The sequence below is a fragment of the Microbispora sp. NBRC 16548 genome (assembly GCF_030268985.1).
Taxonomy (GTDB): domain Bacteria; phylum Actinomycetota; class Actinomycetes; order Streptosporangiales; family Streptosporangiaceae; genus Microbispora; species Microbispora catharanthi.
The window spans coordinates 20,814-37,486 of record NZ_BSSF01000003.1 but is presented as its reverse complement, the minus strand read 5'-3'; the positions used below and the strand labels follow the sequence as shown (position 1 = coordinate 37,486).

Sequence of the window (16,673 nt, the reverse complement as noted above, 5' to 3'; positions counted from 1 at the left end):
GAGCCTCTATCCGCGCCCCCGGCGGGGGCGCGGGCGGCGGGTGGAGGCCCGGCCCGCCGCGGCGGCCGGGCGGGCCGCCGGGCCCGACCAGTGCGCCGGACGGGTGAGGGCCGGGGGCAGCTTCGTGGCGTCGTCTCCCCTTGCCGCGTTCACCTGGACCTGGGTGAGGAAGACGCTCCCCGTGAGGTCGGCGCCGCCGAGGTCGGCCCCGCGCAGATCCGCCCCGATGAGATCCGCGCCGCGCAGATCGGCCTCGCGCAGATCCGCGCCGATGAGGTAGGCGCCCCTCAGGTTGGCTCCGCGCAGGTCGGCCTTCCTGAGCCGGGCGCCGATGAGGTCGGCTCCCCTGCGGTCGGCGGCACGGCCCCCGGCCGACGCCCGCACCAGCTCGCTCGTCCGCAGCAGCAGCACGTTGACCTTCTCGCGGTGGGCGGCGACGTCCACGCCCAGCAGGTCGTCGGGGGTGCCCATGGTCAGGCGTTCGGTCTCCTCGAACGCGCCGCGCAGCTCGGCGTGGATCGGACGGGTCACCGGCAGGGACATCGCCTCGTCCAGGTACCACAGCAGCTCGTGCAGGTGCCGTACGACGGGGAAGACCTCGAACATCCGCGCCGCGGTCCGCGGATCGCCCCGCCAGCTGCGCCCGAAGGTGACCTGCGAGACCTTCTGCCCCGCGCCGAAGCAGTCGTAGACGGTGCAGCCGGGAAAGCCGCTGTCCCGCAGACGTGAATGGATGCCGCAGCGGAAGTCGTCCCGCAGGTTGGGGCACGGCCGCCCGGCGTCCTTGCTGATCGCGAAGTCGGCCGAGGCGGCGAAGGGCAGCGCGACACAGCACAGCCCGAAGCAGTTCGCGCAGTCGGCCCGCAGGTCGGTCCGTCCGCCGCCGGAGTCGGCCGGGGCCTTTCCGCGGGCGTCCCCGCGGTCGTGCGTGTCGGGCAACGTGCCTGATCTCCTCGTGTTCCGTGGGCGCGCGGCCGCTCGCCGTTCCGGCGCCCAGCTAGAACGTATCCCACCGAACGAGCGCCCGGCGCCCGGCTTCCGCCGGGGGTGGCGGCTCACGCGTGCGAGCTCCCGTCCCCGATCAGTCCTCAGCGGAAGCGGTCAGGCGGCGAACCATCCGGACCAGCCCGGCGCGCCGCGCGGCCGGGCTGTCGCCTTCGGCGCCGGCTGGCCTCGCTCCACGCCACCACGACAGATCGGAAAACGGCATGACCGCCACACCCCCGACCACCCGCGAGGTCGTCGACGCCTTCTTCGCCCGCTTCGCCGCCGGTGACATGACGGGGCTGCTCGACCTGTTCGCCGACCGGGTGGACTTCCTCGTCCCAGGCGACCCGGAGGTGCCCTGGACGGGGGCCCGCTCCGGCAGGGACGAGATCGCCGAGTTCTTCACGCTGCTCGGCACCGAGCTCACCCCCGAGGAGTTCACGATCGACACCACCCTCGTCGAGGGCGGGCACGCGGTGACGACCGGCCGCAGCCGCTTCTGCGTGCTGTCGACCGGCAGGTCGTTCCTCAACGAGTTCGCCCTGCACTTCACCGTCGCCGACGGCAAGATCACGGGTTATCGCATGCACGAGGACAGCCACGCGATCAGCGCGGCGTACGCGGCCTGACCCGTCCCGCATCGACCGGTCCGGCCGCGGGCATTCCCCGTCCGGCGGCCGGCCCGTGACGCGGCCTTCCACGCCGCCCATGGCATCACACCCGGCGGGAGCGGCGTGGCGCGCGCTCCGACGCCAGGGCCGGGCGGATCACGCGCGGCGACCCGGCGAGAGCGGCATCCGCAGGACGAAGCACGCTCCGCCCCATACGGACTCCTCGACGTGGAGGCTGCTGTGATGTGCGGAGGCGATGCCGCGAGCGACGGCCAGGCCGAGGCCGGCGCCTCCCCTGTCCCGGCTGCGGGCGGCGTCCAACCGCACGAAACGGTGAAAGATCCGCTCGCGGTCGGCCAAGGGGATGCCCTCTCCGTCGTCGGCGACCGTCAGCTCGGCGCCATCCCTCGTGCGGCGCAGGCCGATCCGTATCGTGCGGGCGGCGTGCCGCCGGGCGTTGTCGAGCAGGTTGCCGAGCATCCGGATGATCTGCTCGGGATCGCCGTCGACGATCACGCCGGGATCGAGCCGGAGGTGGATGTGGTGCCCGTCCACCTGCCGGGCGGCCTCCGCCTGGACCAGCGCCGTGAGGTTCACCCGCTCCACTCTCCGAGGCGCGGTCCCCAGCCGGGTCAGGAGGAGCAGGTCGGTGACGATGGTCTGCACCCGGTCCAGGTCGTGCAACGTGTGGCAGAGGAGGTCGTCCAGATCGGTCTCGTCCGGATGCAACTGCGCCTCCTCCAACCGCATGCGCAGCGCGGCGATGGGGGTGCACAGCTCGTGCGAGGCGTCCGAGGCGAACTGCCGCTGCCGTTCCCGGGCGCGTTCGGCGCGATCGCCGGCCTCGCGCAGCCGTTCCAGCGTCCTGTTGACGGCCCGGGCGAGCCGGGCGACCTCCTCACCCCCGTCTGTCTCGGAGACCCGGGTGCTCGCTTCCTTGAGGTTGATGGCGTCCAGTTCGAGGCGGATGGACGCCACCGCCCGCAGTGACCCGTCTCCCGCTCGCCGCGCCTTCACGGCCGCCGGGACCCCGATCAGGAGGGCGCCGGCGATCCGCCCGGCGCGGACCCTCCGCAGGCGGCCGGCGAGTGCCCGTACGTGCCCGTTGCCGCTGCGAAAGATCACTGTCATGACCGCGCTCCTGCCCACCACTGGTCGTACTGTCGGGGAGTCGAGTTCGCGGCCCGCGGGCGCAGGCCGTCGAGCGCGGTGTCGCCCGGCGTGGTGTCGGCCTCCCCACACACCGGGGTGCTCGTGACCGCGGGCGGCCGTCAGGTGATCCCGGCGGAGGACTGGACGATTTCGTCCAGTTTGTGGTGGTATGTCCTAAGTTGTCAAGACTGTTCCTCCGGCATGGCTCCGGCGGGCTCCCACATCCGAAGATGGGGTTGTCACATGGCCGTTCGAGGGCCGAGGAAGGATTCTCCGAGGCTCACCGCACGCGGCGCGGCCACTCGCGAGCGCATCGTCGCGACCGCCGCGGACCTCATGTTCCGGCAGGGGGTGACGGCGACGACCCTCGATCAGGTGGTGGACGCCTGCGGCATCAGCAAGTCGCAGCTCTATCACTACTTCCCGGACAAGGAAGCACTGATCACCGAGGTGATCGCGATGCGGGAGCGCCGCATGGTCTCCTCCCAGAAGCCGCAGCTCGACCAGGTGCACTCGATGCGGGATCTCGAGAGGTGGCGCGACTCGCTGGTGACGGGCCATCGGGAGCGCGACGTGCCCTACAGATGCCCCATCGGCTCCCTGGCCAACGAGCTCTCCTGCTCCGACGACGCCCGCCAGTCCCTGGCGGCCATCTTCTGCAGGTGGCAGGGACTGCTCGCGGACGGTCTCGTCCGGATGCGGGAGAGCGGCGAACTCGACCCCGGCGCGGACCCCGCGGAGCTCGCCGTCGCCGTCATCGCCGCCCTGCAGGGCGGCTACCTGCTCGCCGAGACCATGCAGGACGAACGACCCTTCCTGGTCGCCCTCGACATGGCACTGGACCACGTGAAAGCCCACGTCAGAGCCCCTGTCGCCAATTTGACACAACAGGACACCTGACCGCAAAGTGGACGAAATCGTCCAATTCCCCTTGGTGGTGGTCCACCGGGTGCGGCAGGAGAATGGTGAGACCGATGCCGTCTCTGCACTCGATGCAGGCGCGCTACACGACAGCGGCGACGATGTTGTTGCTCCTGCTCACGGTCCTGGGCGGCGTGAGCCTGGACCTGGCGATCCGATACAGAATCCAGGACCAGGTGTTCTTCGACGCCGAGCAGGTCGCTGCCCAGTGGAGCGCGCAGGTGCGCGGCGGCGCGCTGCCGAGCCCCGCCTCCGTCTCCGGCATCGTCGACCTGGTCCAGTTGGTGGACGCGCGGGGCAGCGTCGTGGAGGCCAGCCCGGGCGCGACGGGGCGGCCACGGCTGAGCACGTTCAGGCCCGCACCCGACGACCGGCTCCAGCGGCGCGTGGAGTGCCGCCCGGGCGAGCCGTGCGTCCTGCTCATGGCCAACCGGGTGTCGCCGGCCCCCGACGCCCCCGTCGTCTACGCCGGAACCGTCGAGCCGCCCCTCATCGCGTCACACCGCCTCGAATACCTCATCGCCGGGGCCGCACTCCTCATCGTCCTGCTGGGCGGCCGCCTGATGTGGTGGATCATCGGCCGGGCGCTGCGCCCGGCGGAGCAGCAGTGCAGGCTCGCCTCCGTCACCTCCCACGAGCTCAGGACACCGATCGCCGGACTGCGGGTCCAACTGGAGGAAGCGCTGCTCCACCCCGATCACGTCGACCCCCGCGACACCATCCAGGGGGCGTTGTCGGCCACGGACCGCCTGGAGGCGATCGTGCAGGACCTGTTGACGATGGCCAGGCTACGCGGGGGTCAGCCGGCGCCGCGCGAGCCGATCGATCTCGCCGAGCTCGTCTCCGAGGAGGCGGACGCCCACCCCGGCGGCACACCGGTGGAGATCCACACGACCGGGGACGTGTGGGTGCACGGCTCACGGATCCAACTGATCCGGCTGGTGGGCAACCTGCTGAGCAACGCGCGACGCCACGCGGCGACCGGCGTCACGGTCTGCGTCGGATCCGCCGACGGCCAGGCGGTCCTCGCGGTGACCGACGACGGGAGCGGCGTCGCGGCCGCCGACCGTGAGCGGGTCTTCGAGCGATTCACCCGTCTGGACGAGGGGCGGCGCCGGGACGCCGGCGGCACCGGGCTGGGGCTTGCCATCTCCCGCGACATCGCCCACGCCCATCGCGGAACCCTGCGCATCGAGGACTCCCCCCGCGGAGCGCGGTTCGTCCTCCGACTGCCGCTCCTCGACCGCGCCGCGATCGGGCGGCATCTCGTCCGCACCGAGCGGACGACCGCACGACAGACCGCTGACGACCGGTGACCGGCGGCGGGCGCCACCGCTCCGCCCTGGCATCACGCCGTTCACCAGGCCGTACGCGCGCCCACAGCCGGGCGCGGTGCTCCCCGCGAAGGGCTGCCGGAAAAAATCTTGGAAAAAAATCCGGAGGTGTGTCGATTCGGGGGCGTCCCGTTCGAGGCGTGGGTGAAGGGCCGGTGAAGGACCGGCCCCGGCCCGAGGGAGAACCGCCCATGACCACCGCCACCGCTCACGCCGGCGCCACCGCCCGCACCTGCGACCGTGAGACCAGCGTCACCCGCAGCCTGCTGGGGTACGGCGTGATCGCCGGCCCGGTCTACGTCGGGGTGTCGCTGACCGAGGCCCTGACCCGGGACGGCTTCGACCTGTCCCGGCACGCCTGGAGCCTGCTCGCCAACGGCGACCTCGGCTGGATCCACATCGCGAACTTCGTGCTGGCCGGGGCGATGACCATCGCCTTCGCCGTGGGCCTGCGCCGGGCCCACGGCGGCGGCTGGGCCCCCCGCCTGCTGGCGGTGTACGGCCTGAGCCTGCTGGCGGCCGGGGCCTTCCGGGCCGATCCGGCCGGCGGCTTCCCCCGCGGCGTGCCGGCGGGCGAGGTGAGCTGGCACGGCCTCGCGCACCTGGCCTCCGGCGGCGTCGGGTTCGCCTGCCTGGTCGCGGCCTGCTTCGTCCTCGCCCGCCGTTTCGCCCGGCGCGGGCGGGCGGCCTGGGCGTGGAGTTCGCGGGCGACCGGCGCGCTGTTCGCGGCCGGGTTCCTGGCCGTGGCCTCCGGCGCGGGCGCGGCCTGGGCCAACCTCGCCTTCACCGGCGCCGTGGTGCTCGGCTGGGCCTGGATCAGCGCCCTGGCCGTGCACACCTACCGGAACGCCTGACCCGTCCCACGTTCACCTGATAAATCATTGACCGGAAGGAGACGACCGATGCGTTACATGGTTCTGCTCAGGGCCGCCCAGCCCGCCACCCCGCCGCCGGCCGACCTCATGGAGGCCATCGCCAAGCTCGGCCAGGAGGCGACCGTCGCCGGGGCACTGCTCGACACCGCCGGGCTGGCCCCCAGCGCGTCCGCGGCGAGGGTGCGCATGGCCGAGGGCGAGCTCAGCGTGACCGACGGCCCGTTCACCGAGTCGAAGGAACTGATCAGCTACGCCCTGTACGACGTGCGGTCGAAGGAGGAGGCGGTCGAGTGGACCGCGCGCTTCATGCGCCTGCACCGCGACCTGTGGGCGGGCTGGGAGGGCGACGCCGAGGTGGTCAAGGTGTTCGGCCCCGAGGATTTCGCCCCGCCGGCCTGACCGTCCCCCTGCCTGACCATCCCCCCCGGCCTGACCATCCGACGGCCTGAGCCCCTGTGAGCTGAGCACTCCGATGACCGGCACCGAGGCGCTGCTCGCGGCGCACCGCGCGATCGAGGCGGTCTGGCGGATCGAGTCCGCCAGGCTCGTCGCGGGGCTGGCCCGCCTCGTCGACGACGTCGGCCTGGCCGAGGAACTCGCCCAGGACGCGCTGCTCATCGCGCTGGAGCAGTGGCCGGAGGCGGGCGTGCCGGACAACCCGGGCGCCTGGCTCATGGCCACCGCCAAGCACCGCGCGATCGACCACCTGCGGCGGCGCAGCCGCTACGAGCGCAAGCTCCAGGAGATCGGCCGTGACGTCGAGAGCAGGCCGCAGCCGGACCCGGACGCCGACATGGACGACCACATCCGCGACGACATGCTGCGGCTCGTATTCACCGCCTGCCATCCCGCGCTGACCACCGAGGCGCGGGTCGCGCTCACGCTGCGCCTGCTCGGCGGCCTGACCACCGGGGAGATCGCCCGGGCGTTCCTGGCCACCGAGCCGGCGGTGGCGCAGCGGATCGTCCGCGCCAAGCGCACCCTGGCCGCCAGAGGGGTCAGGTTCGAGATGCCTGCCCCCGACGACCTGGCCGAGCGGCTGGCCTCGGTGCTGGAAGTCGTCTACCTGATCTTCAACGAGGGCTACTCGGCCACGGCGGGAGACGACTGGACCCGCCCCGACCTCTGCCACGAGGCACTGCGCCTGGGCCGTCTCCTGGCCGGCCTGCTCCCCGGCGAACCGGAGGTGCACGGCCTGGCCGCACTGATGGAACTGCAGGCCTCCCGCCTGAGCGCCCGCACCGGACCGGACGGCGCGCCGGTGCTGCTCCCCGACCAGGACCGGCGCCTGTGGGACCGGCTCCTGATCCGCCGGGGGCTGGAGGCACTGGAGCGGGCCGAGTCGCTCGGCGGCGCCTTCGGCCCGTACGCCCTGCAGGCGGCCATCGCCGCCTGCCACGCCCGGGCCGCCCGCGCCGGCGACACCGACTGGGAGCGCGTCGCCGCCCTCTATCGGGTGCTCGCCCATATCTCGCCCTCCCCCGTGGTCGAGCTGAACCGCGCCGTCGCGGTCGCGATGGCCGGCGACCCGGCACGCGGGCTGGAGATCGCCGACGCCGTCGCCGGCGACAAGGCCCTGCGCGGCTACCCCCAGCTACCCGCCGTACGCGGCGACCTGCTGGCCCGGCTGGGCCGTACGGACGAGGCGCGGCGGGAGTTCGAACGAGCGGCGTCCCTGACCGGCAACGAGCGGGAGCGGGCCCTGTTCCTGGCGCGCGCCGCCGACCGCGGGTAGCCGACCCCCTGCCTGGTGCCCCCTTCCTCTTCCACGGGCCATTGACAAAGAGAGTTTTTACGTACAACATTGTTTTTGCGATGAGAGACGTCCTGTATCTGGAGCAGATCGAGCAGGCCGAGGCACTGCTCAAACCGCAGCGCATCGAGGTGCTGCGGCAACTGGCCGAGCCGCGCACGTGCACCGAGGTGGCGGCGGTGCTCGACCAGACGCCGCAGCGGGTCTACTACCACGTCAAACGCCTGGTGGAGGCGGGCCTGGTCGACCAGGTCTCCGAGCGGCGGGTGCGCGGCATCACCGAAGGCATCTACCAGGCGAGCGCCCGCTCCTACTGGCTGTCGCCCAGCCTGGTGGGCCGCATCGGCGGGCTGCGCCGGCGGCAGGACGAGCTCAGCCTGGGCTACCTGCTCGACCTTATGGAAGAGGTGCAGGCCGACATCGCCGCCCTCGACCGGACCGCGCCGGAGCTGCCGTCCATCGGCGTGTCCGGCGAGGTGCGCGTGCCCCCGGAACGACGCCAGCAGTTCCTGGCCGACCTGCGCACCGCGCTGCAGGACCTGTTCACCCGCTACGGCGGCGCCGAAGGCGATGCCTTCAAGCTCGTCGTGGCCTGCTATCCCCACTACCCACAGGGAGACGACCGTGAGTGAACCGATGATCGTCCGCGTCCGCCTGGCCGCCCCGGTGAAGGAGGTGCGCCAGGCACTGACCGACCCCGCCGCGATGCGGGTGTGGCTGGCCGAGCACGCCGAGGCCGACCTGCCCGGCCGCTACGCGTTCTGGGGCCGCCGCACCCCGGAGGGCGACGCCCCCCATCAGCGCCCCCTGCACGCCGACGACCACACGCTGCGCTTCGCCTGGCTGCTGGACGGCGTGGAGACGACCACCGAGATCACGCTGGCGGAGGAGGCCCAGGACACGACCGTCCTGACCCTGTCGCAGAGCCACTTCGACTTCCAGGACGTCATCACCGGGGCCAGCATCCGGGGCGTGCTGCAGACCTTCTGGTCGCTGGCGCTGTCCAACCTGGCCGACTACGTCGAGGGGCGCGAGATCGGCCCCCAGCCCGACTTCACCTCCGCCGACTTCCGCGGCGAGATGGTCGTCGACGTGCCGGTCGAGCAGGTGTACGACTCCCTGGTCGACTCGGACAAGGCGAGCGACTGGTTCGGATACCCCATCGGCATCGAGCCGTACGTCGGCGGGCGCTTCGCCATGGGCGGCCTGGACGCCGACCCGCACCCCGCGAAGATCATCGACCTGGTCCCCGGCAAGACCATGTCGGCCGACTGGGGACCGGGGGGCGTCGTCACCTGGGAGCTGGAGGACAGCGGCGGCAAGACCCGCCTGACGTTCGTCCAGAGCGGCTTCGACACCGGCAACCCGCCGTACGCCGCCTGGATCGGCTGGCTCAGCGGCCTGGCCGCGCTGCGCCGTTACCATGAGGTGCCGGGCCGCCACCAGATCTGGCTCCCCGCCGAGCCCGCGGCCTGACCTCCATCCCCGCACCACAGCCCAGCACCACGGCCCAGCACCACGACCAGCCCCCTCACCAGCCGGAGTGTGATCGGTCAATGACGGTGACCCGGGAAGTGCTCGCCTACTACGAGCAGGGCAAGGAGGACGGCAGGCTCCGTACGGGACGGGGCCGGCTGGAGCTGTGGCGGACGCAGGACGTGCTGCGCCGGGCCCTGCCGTCACCGCCCGCCCGGGTGCTCGACATCGGCGGCGGCACCGGAGTGCACGCCGAATGGCTGGTCGCCGACGGCTACGAGGTGGAACTCCTGGACCCGGTCCCGCTTCACGTCGAGCGGGCCGCGGCCCTTCCGGGATTGACCGCGCGGCTGGGCGACGCACGCGACCTGCCCCTGCCGGACGCGAGCGCGGACGCGGTCCTGCTGCTGGGCCCGCTCTACCACTTGGCCGACCGCGCCGACCGGGTCACCGCCCTGGCCGAAGCGCGCCGCGTGGTGCGCCCCGGAGGACTGGTGGCAGCCGCCACCATCAACCGCTACGCGGCCGTGCACGACATGGTCTACCTGGGGGTCTACGAGCAGGAACCACACCGCCGGGCCGCGCGCCAGGCCATGGAGGACGGCCGCCTGCTGGGTCCCGTGCAGGGTTTCTCGGCCTACCTGCACGATCCCGACGAGGTGCCCGGGGAGTTCGCCGACGCCGGGCTCCCCGACGCCGAGCGATACGGCCTTGAGGGCGCCTTCTGGCTGTACGGCGACGTGAACGACTGGCTCGACGACCCCGAACGCCGCAGGCTCATGCTCGACGCCCAGCGCAGGCTGGAACGCGTGCCGTCGCTTCTCGGGGTCAGCGGCCACATGCTCACCCTCGCCCGCCGGCCCGCGTAGGCTCCTGCTTCGCCTTCGGGCGGGCGCGCAGGTGGGCGCGCTCGCCCTGGCTGCCGAACAGGACGAGGAACTCGACCGCCTCGGCGTCGGCGGCGCCGAACCAGTGCGGCAGCCGGGTGTCGAACTCGGCCGCCTCACCCGGTGACAGCACCAGATCCTGCTCGCCGAGGACCATCCGCAGCCGCCCGTTGAGCACGTAGAGCCACTCGTAACCCTCGTGGGTCTTCGGCTCCGGCGTCCTCCTGACGCTGCCCGCCGGGATCACCAGCTTGTAGGCCTGGATGCCCCCGGCCCGGCGGGTCAGCGGCAGCATCGTCATGCCGTTGCGGACGACCGGGCGCAGGTGGATGCGCGGATCCCCGGTCAGCGGGGCGTCGACGAGCTCGTCCAGCGTGACACCGTGGGCCCTGGCCAGGGGCAGCAGCAGTTCGAGAGTCGGCCGCCGTGCGCCCGACTCCAGCCGCGACAGCGTGCTCACCGAGATGCCGGTCGCCGCCGACAGGCCGGCCAAGGTGGTCTCGCGCTGCCGGCGCAGCGCGCGCAGCCGGGGCCCGACCGAGACGAGCGCGTGTTCGAGGTCGTCGTCCACGCCGTCAGCTTGCCATAGCGGCAACGACACGTGCGAAGACGGCCGAAATGAGACCCACGTCCATTATTGGTAGGTTCCTGGATAAGTGTTGACTTATCGGAACGGAGGAGCGGCGCCGTGGATGTCGAGCAGACGGTGTTGCCGGGGATCGGGTTGCGGCACGAGTTCACCACGCGCTCGGGACGGCGCATCGGGGTGGTCTCCCACCGCACCGGGCGGCGCGACCTGGTGATCTACGATCCCGACGATCCCGACAGGGCCTGCGAGACAGTGAAACTCAACGACGAGGAGGCGGACGCGCTCGTCGAGCTGCTTGGCGCCCCCCGCATCGTCCAGCGGCTCAACGCCCTGCACCGCGAGGTCGAGGGACTGGTCAGCGTCCAGCTGCCGATCGCGCCGGGCTCCCCCTACACCGGCCGTCCCATGGGAGAGGCACAGGTGCGCACCCGCACCGGAGCCTCCATCGTGGCCGTCGTCCGCGCCGCCAACGTGTTCGCCAGTCCCGCCCCCGACTTCGTCCTCACCGGGGACGACATCGTGGTCGTGGTGGGCAGCGAGGAGAGCACCGCCGCCGTCGCCGACATCTTCGCCAGCGGCTGAGGGCAGCGCGTGCACAATACCGCCATACTTTTCCTGGAATTCGGCGCCGTCGTCCTCGGACTCGGCATCCTCGGAGCACTGGCGCTGCGCGTCGGCATCTCCCCCATCCCCCTCTACCTCATCGCGGGCCTCGCCTTCGGCACCGGTGGCATCCTCCCGCTTGCCACCAGCGAGGAGTTCACCGCCACCGGCGCCGAATTAGGCGTCATCCTGCTGCTACTCACCCTCGGCCTGGAATACAACGCCGACGAGCTGGTGACCAGCCTCAAGGGCAACGCCCGCGCCGGACTGGTCGACCTCGTGCTCAACGCGGCGCCCGGCGCGGTCTTGGCGCTGCTCCTCGGCTGGGGGCCGGTCGCCGCCGTCGCCATGGCCGGCGTCACCTACGCCACCTCCTCCGGCATCACCGCGAAGGTCCTGTCCGACCTGGGCTGGATCGGCAACCGGGAGACCCCGGTGGTGCTGTCGCTGCTGGTGTTCGAGGACCTCACGATGGCGGTCTACCTGCCGGTCCTGACCGCCATGCTGGCGGGCCTGAGCCTGGTCGCCGGGGCGGTCACCGTGGCCATCGCACTCGCCGCGGTGAGCGTGGTCCTGCTGGTCGCGCTGCGCTTCGGCCGCTACATCGAGGCGTTCGTCGCCAGCCCCAACTCCGAGGTGCTCGTGCTCAAGGTGGTCGGGCTGGCGCTGCTGGTGGCCGGGCTGGCCCAGCAGCTGCAGGTGTCGGCCGCGGTCGGGGCGTTCCTCGTCGGCATCGCGCTGTCGGGTGAGCTGGCCGAAGACGCCCAGGCGCTGCTCGCGCCGCTGCGCGACCTGTTCGCCGCGGTCTTCTTCGTGTTCTTCGGCCTGCAGACCGACCCCACCAAGATCCTGCCCTCAGCCGGCCTGGCCGCGGGCCTGGCGCTGGTGACGATGACCACCAAACTGATGACCGGCATCTATGCCGCGCGCCGGGCCGGCATCGCCCGCGCCGGACGGGTCCGCGCGGGCATCGCGCTCATCCCCCGCGGTGAGTTCAACATCGTCATCGCCGGGCTGGCGGTGGCCGCCGGCGCCCATCCCGACCTGGGCGCGCTGGCGGCGACGTACGTCCTGATCCTGGCGGCCTTCGGTCCCCTGGCGGCCCGTCTGGTCCAGCCGCTCCTCACGCGAGTGGCGAGCCGCGCCTGACGCCGTCGCACTCCCCTACATCGGCCCGCGCTGTCACCGGCCTGCCCCGCATCGCGGCGGCAGGCCGGTCGCGTTTCAGGCCCGTACGGCCCGGCCGGTGACGGGCCGGGACCGGCGTTCCGGACGCCAGGTGGAGACGAGGGCGGCCGCGAGGAGGAGTTCGGCGATGTCGCCGCCGTAGTACATGATCTCCGCGCCGCCCCGGACCTCGGAGACGGGCGCGTGGACGTCCACCCAGAAGCCGCCGTACATCAGCTGTGCGACGACCGCGTGCACGGCGATGGCGCAGCCGAGGTAGACCAGGCGGGCCCGGACGCCCGGCCGGGCGGGTGCGGGGTCGGGGCCGGCGATGACGTGCGCGAACAGGCAGCCCGACAGCAGGAAGTGCGCGTGCAGCAGCCAGTGCCCGGCGGGCAGGGTCGTGACGGCGTTGTAGAGCGGGGTGAAGTAGAGCACGACGAGGCCGCCGGTGGACAGCAGCAGGGCGGTCGCCGGATGGGTCGGCAGCCGGCCGGGACGGCTGTGCACGACGGCCGACAGCCGTCGCGCGCCGGCGGAGGGCAGGGTCCGCAGCAGCAGGGTGACCGGGGCGCCGAGCACCAGGGCGAGCGGAGCGTACATGCCGATGAGCATGTGCTGGACCATGTGGCCGCGGAAGTCGGCGTGGGCGAAGGACGCGACGGGCGGCAGGAGCGCCACGGCCACCAGCGCGAGCCCGGTGGCGAAGCCGGCCATACGCCACCGGCTCCAGCCCACGACCGGGTTGCGGCGGCGCGCCCGCCGGGCCAGGTGCAGGTAGACGAGCAGGGCGAGGACCGGCGGCAGCACGCCGGACAAACCCGCGGAGTGCGTGCCGGGACCCATCACGCTGTGGTCCATTACGTCGTGGTCGATCACGCGGGGTCCGTCACGCCGGGGTCCGTCACGCCGGGGTCTCGGCCTGGGTCTCGGCCGGGTCGAAGGACCGGCCGCTGCGCGCGAGCAGATAGCCCCCGGCGAGCAGCAGCGCGCCCAGGACGAGGAAACCGATGTCCCACCAGAGTTGGTAGGGACCGCCGTGGACGTGGTGGATGGCCAGGATGTGGTGGTCCACGACGCCTTCGACGAGATTGAAGATCCCCCAGCCGGCCAGGATCCACCCCCACAGCACCCGCGAGGTCCACACCCGGCGCCGGTCGCGGGTGACCCTGGAGTACAGGATCGCGAGGCCGATGAGCACCGCGAGCCAGCACACGGCGTGGAAGATGCCGTCCCACACGGTGTTCATCTCCAGTCCGGAGACGGTGCGGGGGTTGTAGTACTTCACCCCGATGCGGTCGCTGTCGGTGCTGCTCAGCATGTGATGCCACTGCAGAAGCTGGTGCAGCAGGATGCCGTCGACGAACCCGCCGAGTCCCACCCCGAGCACGATGCCCGGCAGCCGCAGGCTGACCGGCGTCACGCCGGCCCGGGCCTCGCCCGCGGTGGTCGCCATCGCCGTGCCTCCGTCCCCTTCGCGCCGCTGTGCGGACTCCGCCAGGGCAGGTTCTCCGGACGCGAGGGTGTAGTCACGCAGGCACGCGCGGATCCACCGCCGGGCCTACCGACTCTTTGAACAGCACCTCACCCGGCGGTGCGGGCGGCGACGAACGCCTCGATGCCGTCGAGCACGCGCTGCAGGCCGAACTCGAAGGCCTGGTCGGGGTCGTAGGCCGCGTTGTACGCCTCGCCCGCCGCCGCACCCACCCGGGCGGCGACCGGGTGACGCCGGGGGTCGAACACCTTGGCCAGGTAGGGCGCGTGCGCGTACCACCACTGCTCGTCGGTGACGCCCGTGTCCCCCGGCGCCTGCGCCGCCTCCACCGCGCCCCGCGCCGCACCGCTCACGTAGCCGTTCAGCAACGTGACGACCGAGTCCATCTCGAGGTCGTCCAGGCCGATGCCGTCGACCGCCCGCAACTCGTAGTCGTACTTGGCGATGAGGTTGGGGCCCAGCGGGGGCCGGGTGACCGACGACACCTGCAGCATCCACGGGTGCCGCCGGTAGAGCGCCAGGTTCTCCCGCGCGATCAGCTCCAGCCTGCCCCGCCAGCCGCCCGGCACCTCCGCGGGCGCGGGCAGCTCGCCGTACGCGGTGTCGAGCATGACGTCGATCAGCTCGGCCTTGCCCGGGACGTAGGTGTACAGGGACATCGTCCCCACCCCGAGCTGTTCGGCGACCTTGCGCATGGACAGCGCGGCCAGGCCCTCGGCGTCGGCGACCTCGATCGCCGCGCGCACGATCCGATCGACCCCGATCTCCGGCTTGCCCTTGCGCCCGGTTCGCTCGCCGGTGCGCCACAGCAGGGCCAGACTCCGCGCCGGGTCTCCCTGCGAGCTGTACTCCGTCATCGCCTGCGAATTCTATGCGCACCCTGGTTCCGTATGCTGTACGGTACAGCGTACGGAATCCTCGGGAGGAATCACGATGACGTACGCGATCGCGGCCGAAGGGCTGCGCAAGCGATACGGGCACACCCTCGCCCTCGACGGCGTCGACCTGGCCGTCGGGGAGGGCACGGTGCACGGCCTGCTCGGGCCGAACGGCGCCGGCAAGACCACCGCCGTCCGGATACTCACCACGCTGACGCGCCCCGACGGCGGCACGGCCCGGGTCGCCGGCTTCGACGTCGTACGGCAGGCCGCCGACGTACGCCGCGGCATCGGCCTGGTCGGCCAGCACGCCGCCCTCGACGAGGTTCTCAGCGGCAGGCAGAACCTCGTCATGTTCGGCCGCCTCCACCACCTGCGCCCGGCCGCGGCCCGCGCCCGTGCCGACGAGTTGCTCGCCCGGTTCGGCCTCGCCGACACCGGGACCAAACCCGTCGGGCACTACTCCGGTGGCATGCGCCGCCGCCTCGACCTGGCGGTCGGCATGATCTGCTCCCCGCCGGTGCTGTTCCTCGACGAGCCCACCACCGGTCTGGACCCGCGCGGCCGCACCGAGGTGTGGGAGGCCGTCCGCGGCCTCGTCGCCGAGGGCACCACCGTGCTCCTCACCACCCAATACCTGGAGGAGGCCGACCAGTTGGCCTCCCGCGTCTCGGTCGTCGACGCCGGCCGCGTCGTCGCCGAGGGCTCCCCCGACGAGCTGAAGTCCGCGCTCGGCGGCGACCGCCTCGACGTCGTCGTGCGCCACACCGCCGACCTGCCCGCCGCCGCCGCGATCGCCGGCCGGGTTACCGGCGCCCGGGGTGATGTGTCCGTCGACGTGGACGCCGACTCCCGCCGGGTCAGCGCACCCGTGCGCGACCGGTCCGCCGCGCTCCCCGAGGTCCTGCGCGCCCTCGACGCCGCAGGCATCACCGTCGAGGACATCGCCGTGCGACGGCCCACCCTGGACGAGGTCTTTCTCCACCTGACCGGCACGGAGAACAGCACGAGAAGGGGAGCCGCGGCATGAGTATGACCGTCACCGCACCCGAGATCCCCCGCACCGCCGCCGCGCGGCTGCGCTGGGCCCTGGCCGACGGCTGGACCGTCACGCTGCGCGACCTCACCCACTGGGCCCGCAAACCCGGCCAGGTCGTGGCCGGCCTGCTGTTCCCCGTCATGATCGTGCTGATGTTCGGCTACCTGTTCGGTGGCGGCATGGCCGTACCGGGCGGCGGCGACTACCGCGAATACCTCATGCCCGGCATGTACGCCATGACCATGCTCTTCGGCATCGAGGCCACCTTCACCGCCGTCGCCCGCGACGCCGCCAAGGGCGTCACCGACCGTTTCCGCTCCCTGCCCATCGCCTCCGCCGCCGTCGTCCTCGGCCGCAGCGTCGCGGACATGCTCAACACCGTCCTCGGCCTCCTCGTCATGATCGCCTGCGGCCTGGCCGTCGGCTGGCGCTGGCACGAAGGCCCCGTCCGCGCGGCCCTCGCCGTCGGACTGCTGTTGCTGCTGCGCTTCGCGTTCCTGTGGGTCGGCATCTACCTCGGGCTGACCCTCGGCGGCCCGGAAGCCGTCATGGCCGTCCAGATCCTCGTGTGGCCCATCGGCTTCCTGTCCAGCGCCTTCGCCTGGACCGGCACCATGCCCGGCTGGCTCGCGGCCGTCGCCGAGTGGAACCCCCTGTCGGCCACGATGGCCGCCACCCGCGACCTGTTCGGCAACCCCGGCGCGGGCGGCACCACCTGGATCGCCGAGCACGCCGCGGTCATGGCCCTGGTCTGGCCGCTGCTGCTCATCGCGGTCTTCCTCCCGCTGTCGGTCCGCCGCCACCGCCGCCTCGACCGCTGACACCCTGGCGCCGGTGCGCCAGCGATCGTGCGGCTTCTTGGGGTGTCGTTAACGAGGGCGGAACCAACCGACATGTAGCTGAGCG

19 protein-coding genes are annotated in these 16,673 nt (G+C 72.4%); 13 read left to right on the top strand and 6 right to left on the bottom strand.

From position 1 onward, the window contains the following. Positions 1 to 6: 6 nt before the first annotated feature. Positions 7 to 867, bottom strand: coding sequence for a pentapeptide repeat-containing protein (locus tag QSK36_RS08000; protein WP_225897692.1), 861 nt, complete (start codon positions 865 to 867; stop codon positions 7 to 9). Positions 868 to 1,208: 341 nt separating this feature from the next. Here QSK36_RS08000 and QSK36_RS07995 point away from each other — a divergent pair, with 341 nt between their 5' ends. After that, entirely contained in the window at positions 1,209 to 1,616 is a 408-nt protein-coding gene (locus QSK36_RS07995) for a nuclear transport factor 2 family protein (RefSeq protein WP_285781881.1), read from the top strand. A 138-nt stretch (positions 1,617 to 1,754) separates the two neighbouring features. On the opposite strand, the gene QSK36_RS07990 is transcribed toward QSK36_RS07995, so the two are convergent. Next, positions 1,755 to 2,729, bottom strand: coding sequence for a sensor histidine kinase (locus QSK36_RS07990; protein ID WP_183532504.1), 975 nt, complete (start codon positions 2,727 to 2,729; stop codon positions 1,755 to 1,757). Positions 2,730 to 2,993: 264 nt separating this feature from the next. On the opposite strand from QSK36_RS07990, the gene QSK36_RS07985 reads away from it, so the two are divergent. From QSK36_RS07985 to QSK36_RS07950, 8 genes are all read left to right on the top strand, one after another. Continuing rightward, positions 2,994 to 3,650 (top strand): TetR/AcrR family transcriptional regulator, encoded by a 657-nt coding sequence (locus QSK36_RS07985; protein WP_285781880.1) that lies wholly within the window; start codon positions 2,994 to 2,996, stop codon positions 3,648 to 3,650. Between the two features lie 74 nt (positions 3,651 to 3,724). Continuing rightward, positions 3,725 to 4,987 (top strand): sensor histidine kinase, encoded by a 1,263-nt coding sequence (locus QSK36_RS07980; RefSeq protein ID WP_285781879.1) that lies wholly within the window; start codon positions 3,725 to 3,727, stop codon positions 4,985 to 4,987. A gap of 209 nt (positions 4,988 to 5,196) precedes the next feature. Beyond that, positions 5,197 to 5,859, top strand: a complete 663-nt coding sequence (locus QSK36_RS07975; RefSeq protein WP_183532508.1) for a DUF998 domain-containing protein — start codon at positions 5,197 to 5,199, stop codon at positions 5,857 to 5,859. Positions 5,860 to 5,907: 48 nt separating this feature from the next. After that, entirely contained in the window at positions 5,908 to 6,279 is a 372-nt protein-coding gene (locus tag QSK36_RS07970; RefSeq protein WP_285781878.1) for a YciI family protein, read from the top strand. Positions 6,280 to 6,352: 73 nt separating this feature from the next. Next, entirely contained in the window at positions 6,353 to 7,615 is a 1,263-nt protein-coding gene (locus tag QSK36_RS07965; protein ID WP_285781877.1) for an RNA polymerase sigma factor, read from the top strand. Positions 7,616 to 7,695: 80 nt separating this feature from the next. Further along, positions 7,696 to 8,265, top strand: coding sequence for an ArsR/SmtB family transcription factor (locus QSK36_RS07960; RefSeq protein ID WP_182903792.1), 570 nt, complete (start codon positions 7,696 to 7,698; stop codon positions 8,263 to 8,265). Then, the gene (locus QSK36_RS07955; RefSeq protein ID WP_183532514.1) at positions 8,258 to 9,109 is read left to right on the top strand and encodes an SRPBCC family protein; all 852 of its coding nucleotides are present in this window, start codon (positions 8,258 to 8,260) and stop codon (positions 9,107 to 9,109) included. The genes QSK36_RS07960 and QSK36_RS07955 overlap by 8 nt, the downstream gene beginning before the upstream one ends. 80 nt (positions 9,110 to 9,189) lie before the next feature. Then, on the top strand, positions 9,190 to 9,978 hold the full coding sequence (locus QSK36_RS07950; RefSeq protein WP_285781876.1) for a class I SAM-dependent methyltransferase: 789 nt from the start codon (positions 9,190 to 9,192) through the stop codon (positions 9,976 to 9,978). Here the strand turns inward: QSK36_RS07950 and QSK36_RS07945 are convergent. Further along, complete coding sequence (locus QSK36_RS07945) at positions 9,953 to 10,567, bottom strand: helix-turn-helix domain-containing protein (RefSeq protein ID WP_183532518.1); 615 nt, start codon at positions 10,565 to 10,567, stop codon at positions 9,953 to 9,955. The two genes, QSK36_RS07950 and QSK36_RS07945, sit on opposite strands and share 26 nt — an antisense overlap. A gap of 117 nt (positions 10,568 to 10,684) precedes the next feature. Here QSK36_RS07945 and QSK36_RS07940 point away from each other — a divergent pair, with 117 nt between their 5' ends. Both QSK36_RS07940 and QSK36_RS07935 read left to right on the top strand, forming a co-directional pair. Continuing rightward, a complete protein-coding gene (locus tag QSK36_RS07940; protein WP_139572701.1) occupies positions 10,685 to 11,167 on the top strand; it encodes a cation:proton antiporter regulatory subunit in 483 nt (160 codons plus the stop codon). 9 nt (positions 11,168 to 11,176) lie between these two features. After that, positions 11,177 to 12,337: a cation:proton antiporter gene (locus tag QSK36_RS07935; RefSeq protein WP_183532520.1), complete on the top strand. Its 1,161-nt coding sequence runs from the start codon at positions 11,177 to 11,179 to the stop codon at positions 12,335 to 12,337. Between the two features lie 75 nt (positions 12,338 to 12,412). Here QSK36_RS07935 and QSK36_RS07930 read toward each other — a convergent pair whose 3' ends face one another. The 3 genes from QSK36_RS07930 to QSK36_RS07920 form a co-directional block, all read right to left on the bottom strand. After that, complete coding sequence (locus tag QSK36_RS07930; RefSeq protein ID WP_285781875.1) at positions 12,413 to 13,234, bottom strand: cytochrome c oxidase assembly protein; 822 nt, start codon at positions 13,232 to 13,234, stop codon at positions 12,413 to 12,415. 25 nt (positions 13,235 to 13,259) lie between these two features. After that, a complete protein-coding gene (locus QSK36_RS07925) occupies positions 13,260 to 13,811 on the bottom strand; it encodes a DUF2243 domain-containing protein (protein WP_183532522.1) in 552 nt (183 codons plus the stop codon). Between the two features lie 128 nt (positions 13,812 to 13,939). Next, the gene (locus QSK36_RS07920; RefSeq protein WP_139572707.1) at positions 13,940 to 14,707 is read right to left on the bottom strand and encodes a TetR/AcrR family transcriptional regulator; all 768 of its coding nucleotides are present in this window, start codon (positions 14,705 to 14,707) and stop codon (positions 13,940 to 13,942) included. 76 nt (positions 14,708 to 14,783) lie between these two features. Between QSK36_RS07920 and QSK36_RS07915 the strand changes: the two genes are divergently transcribed. Together QSK36_RS07915 and QSK36_RS07910 are read left to right on the top strand one after the other, a co-directional pair. Beyond that, positions 14,784 to 15,758, top strand: coding sequence for an ATP-binding cassette domain-containing protein (locus tag QSK36_RS07915; RefSeq protein ID WP_285781874.1), 975 nt, complete (start codon positions 14,784 to 14,786; stop codon positions 15,756 to 15,758). Then, entirely contained in the window at positions 15,755 to 16,588 is an 834-nt protein-coding gene (locus tag QSK36_RS07910) for an ABC transporter permease (RefSeq protein ID WP_285781873.1), read from the top strand. The genes QSK36_RS07915 and QSK36_RS07910 overlap by 4 nt, the downstream gene beginning before the upstream one ends. The last annotated feature ends 85 nt before the right edge of the window (positions 16,589 to 16,673 follow it).

Coding starts and splice junctions, on each gene's coding strand:
- QSK36_RS07970 (WP_285781878.1), top strand. CDS start 5,908: ATGCGTTACATGGTTCTGCTCAGGGCCGCCCAGCCCGCCACCCCGCCG.
- QSK36_RS07960 (WP_182903792.1), top strand. CDS start 7,696: ATGAGAGACGTCCTGTATCTGGAGCAGATCGAGCAGGCCGAGGCACTG.
- QSK36_RS07950 (WP_285781876.1), top strand. CDS start 9,190: ATGACGGTGACCCGGGAAGTGCTCGCCTACTACGAGCAGGGCAAGGAG.
- QSK36_RS07995 (WP_285781881.1), top strand. CDS start 1,209: ATGACCGCCACACCCCCGACCACCCGCGAGGTCGTCGACGCCTTCTTC.
- QSK36_RS07985 (WP_285781880.1), top strand. CDS start 2,994: ATGGCCGTTCGAGGGCCGAGGAAGGATTCTCCGAGGCTCACCGCACGC.
- QSK36_RS07990 (WP_183532504.1), bottom strand. CDS start 2,729: ATGACAGTGATCTTTCGCAGCGGCAACGGGCACGTACGGGCACTCGCC.
- QSK36_RS07975 (WP_183532508.1), top strand. CDS start 5,197: ATGACCACCGCCACCGCTCACGCCGGCGCCACCGCCCGCACCTGCGAC.
- QSK36_RS07980 (WP_285781879.1), top strand. CDS start 3,725: ATGCCGTCTCTGCACTCGATGCAGGCGCGCTACACGACAGCGGCGACG.
- QSK36_RS07925 (WP_183532522.1), bottom strand. CDS start 13,811: ATGGCGACCACCGCGGGCGAGGCCCGGGCCGGCGTGACGCCGGTCAGC.
- QSK36_RS07920 (WP_139572707.1), bottom strand. CDS start 14,707: ATGACGGAGTACAGCTCGCAGGGAGACCCGGCGCGGAGTCTGGCCCTG.
- QSK36_RS07965 (WP_285781877.1), top strand. CDS start 6,353: ATGACCGGCACCGAGGCGCTGCTCGCGGCGCACCGCGCGATCGAGGCG.
- QSK36_RS07915 (WP_285781874.1), top strand. CDS start 14,784: ATGACGTACGCGATCGCGGCCGAAGGGCTGCGCAAGCGATACGGGCAC.
- QSK36_RS07910 (WP_285781873.1), top strand. CDS start 15,755: ATGAGTATGACCGTCACCGCACCCGAGATCCCCCGCACCGCCGCCGCG.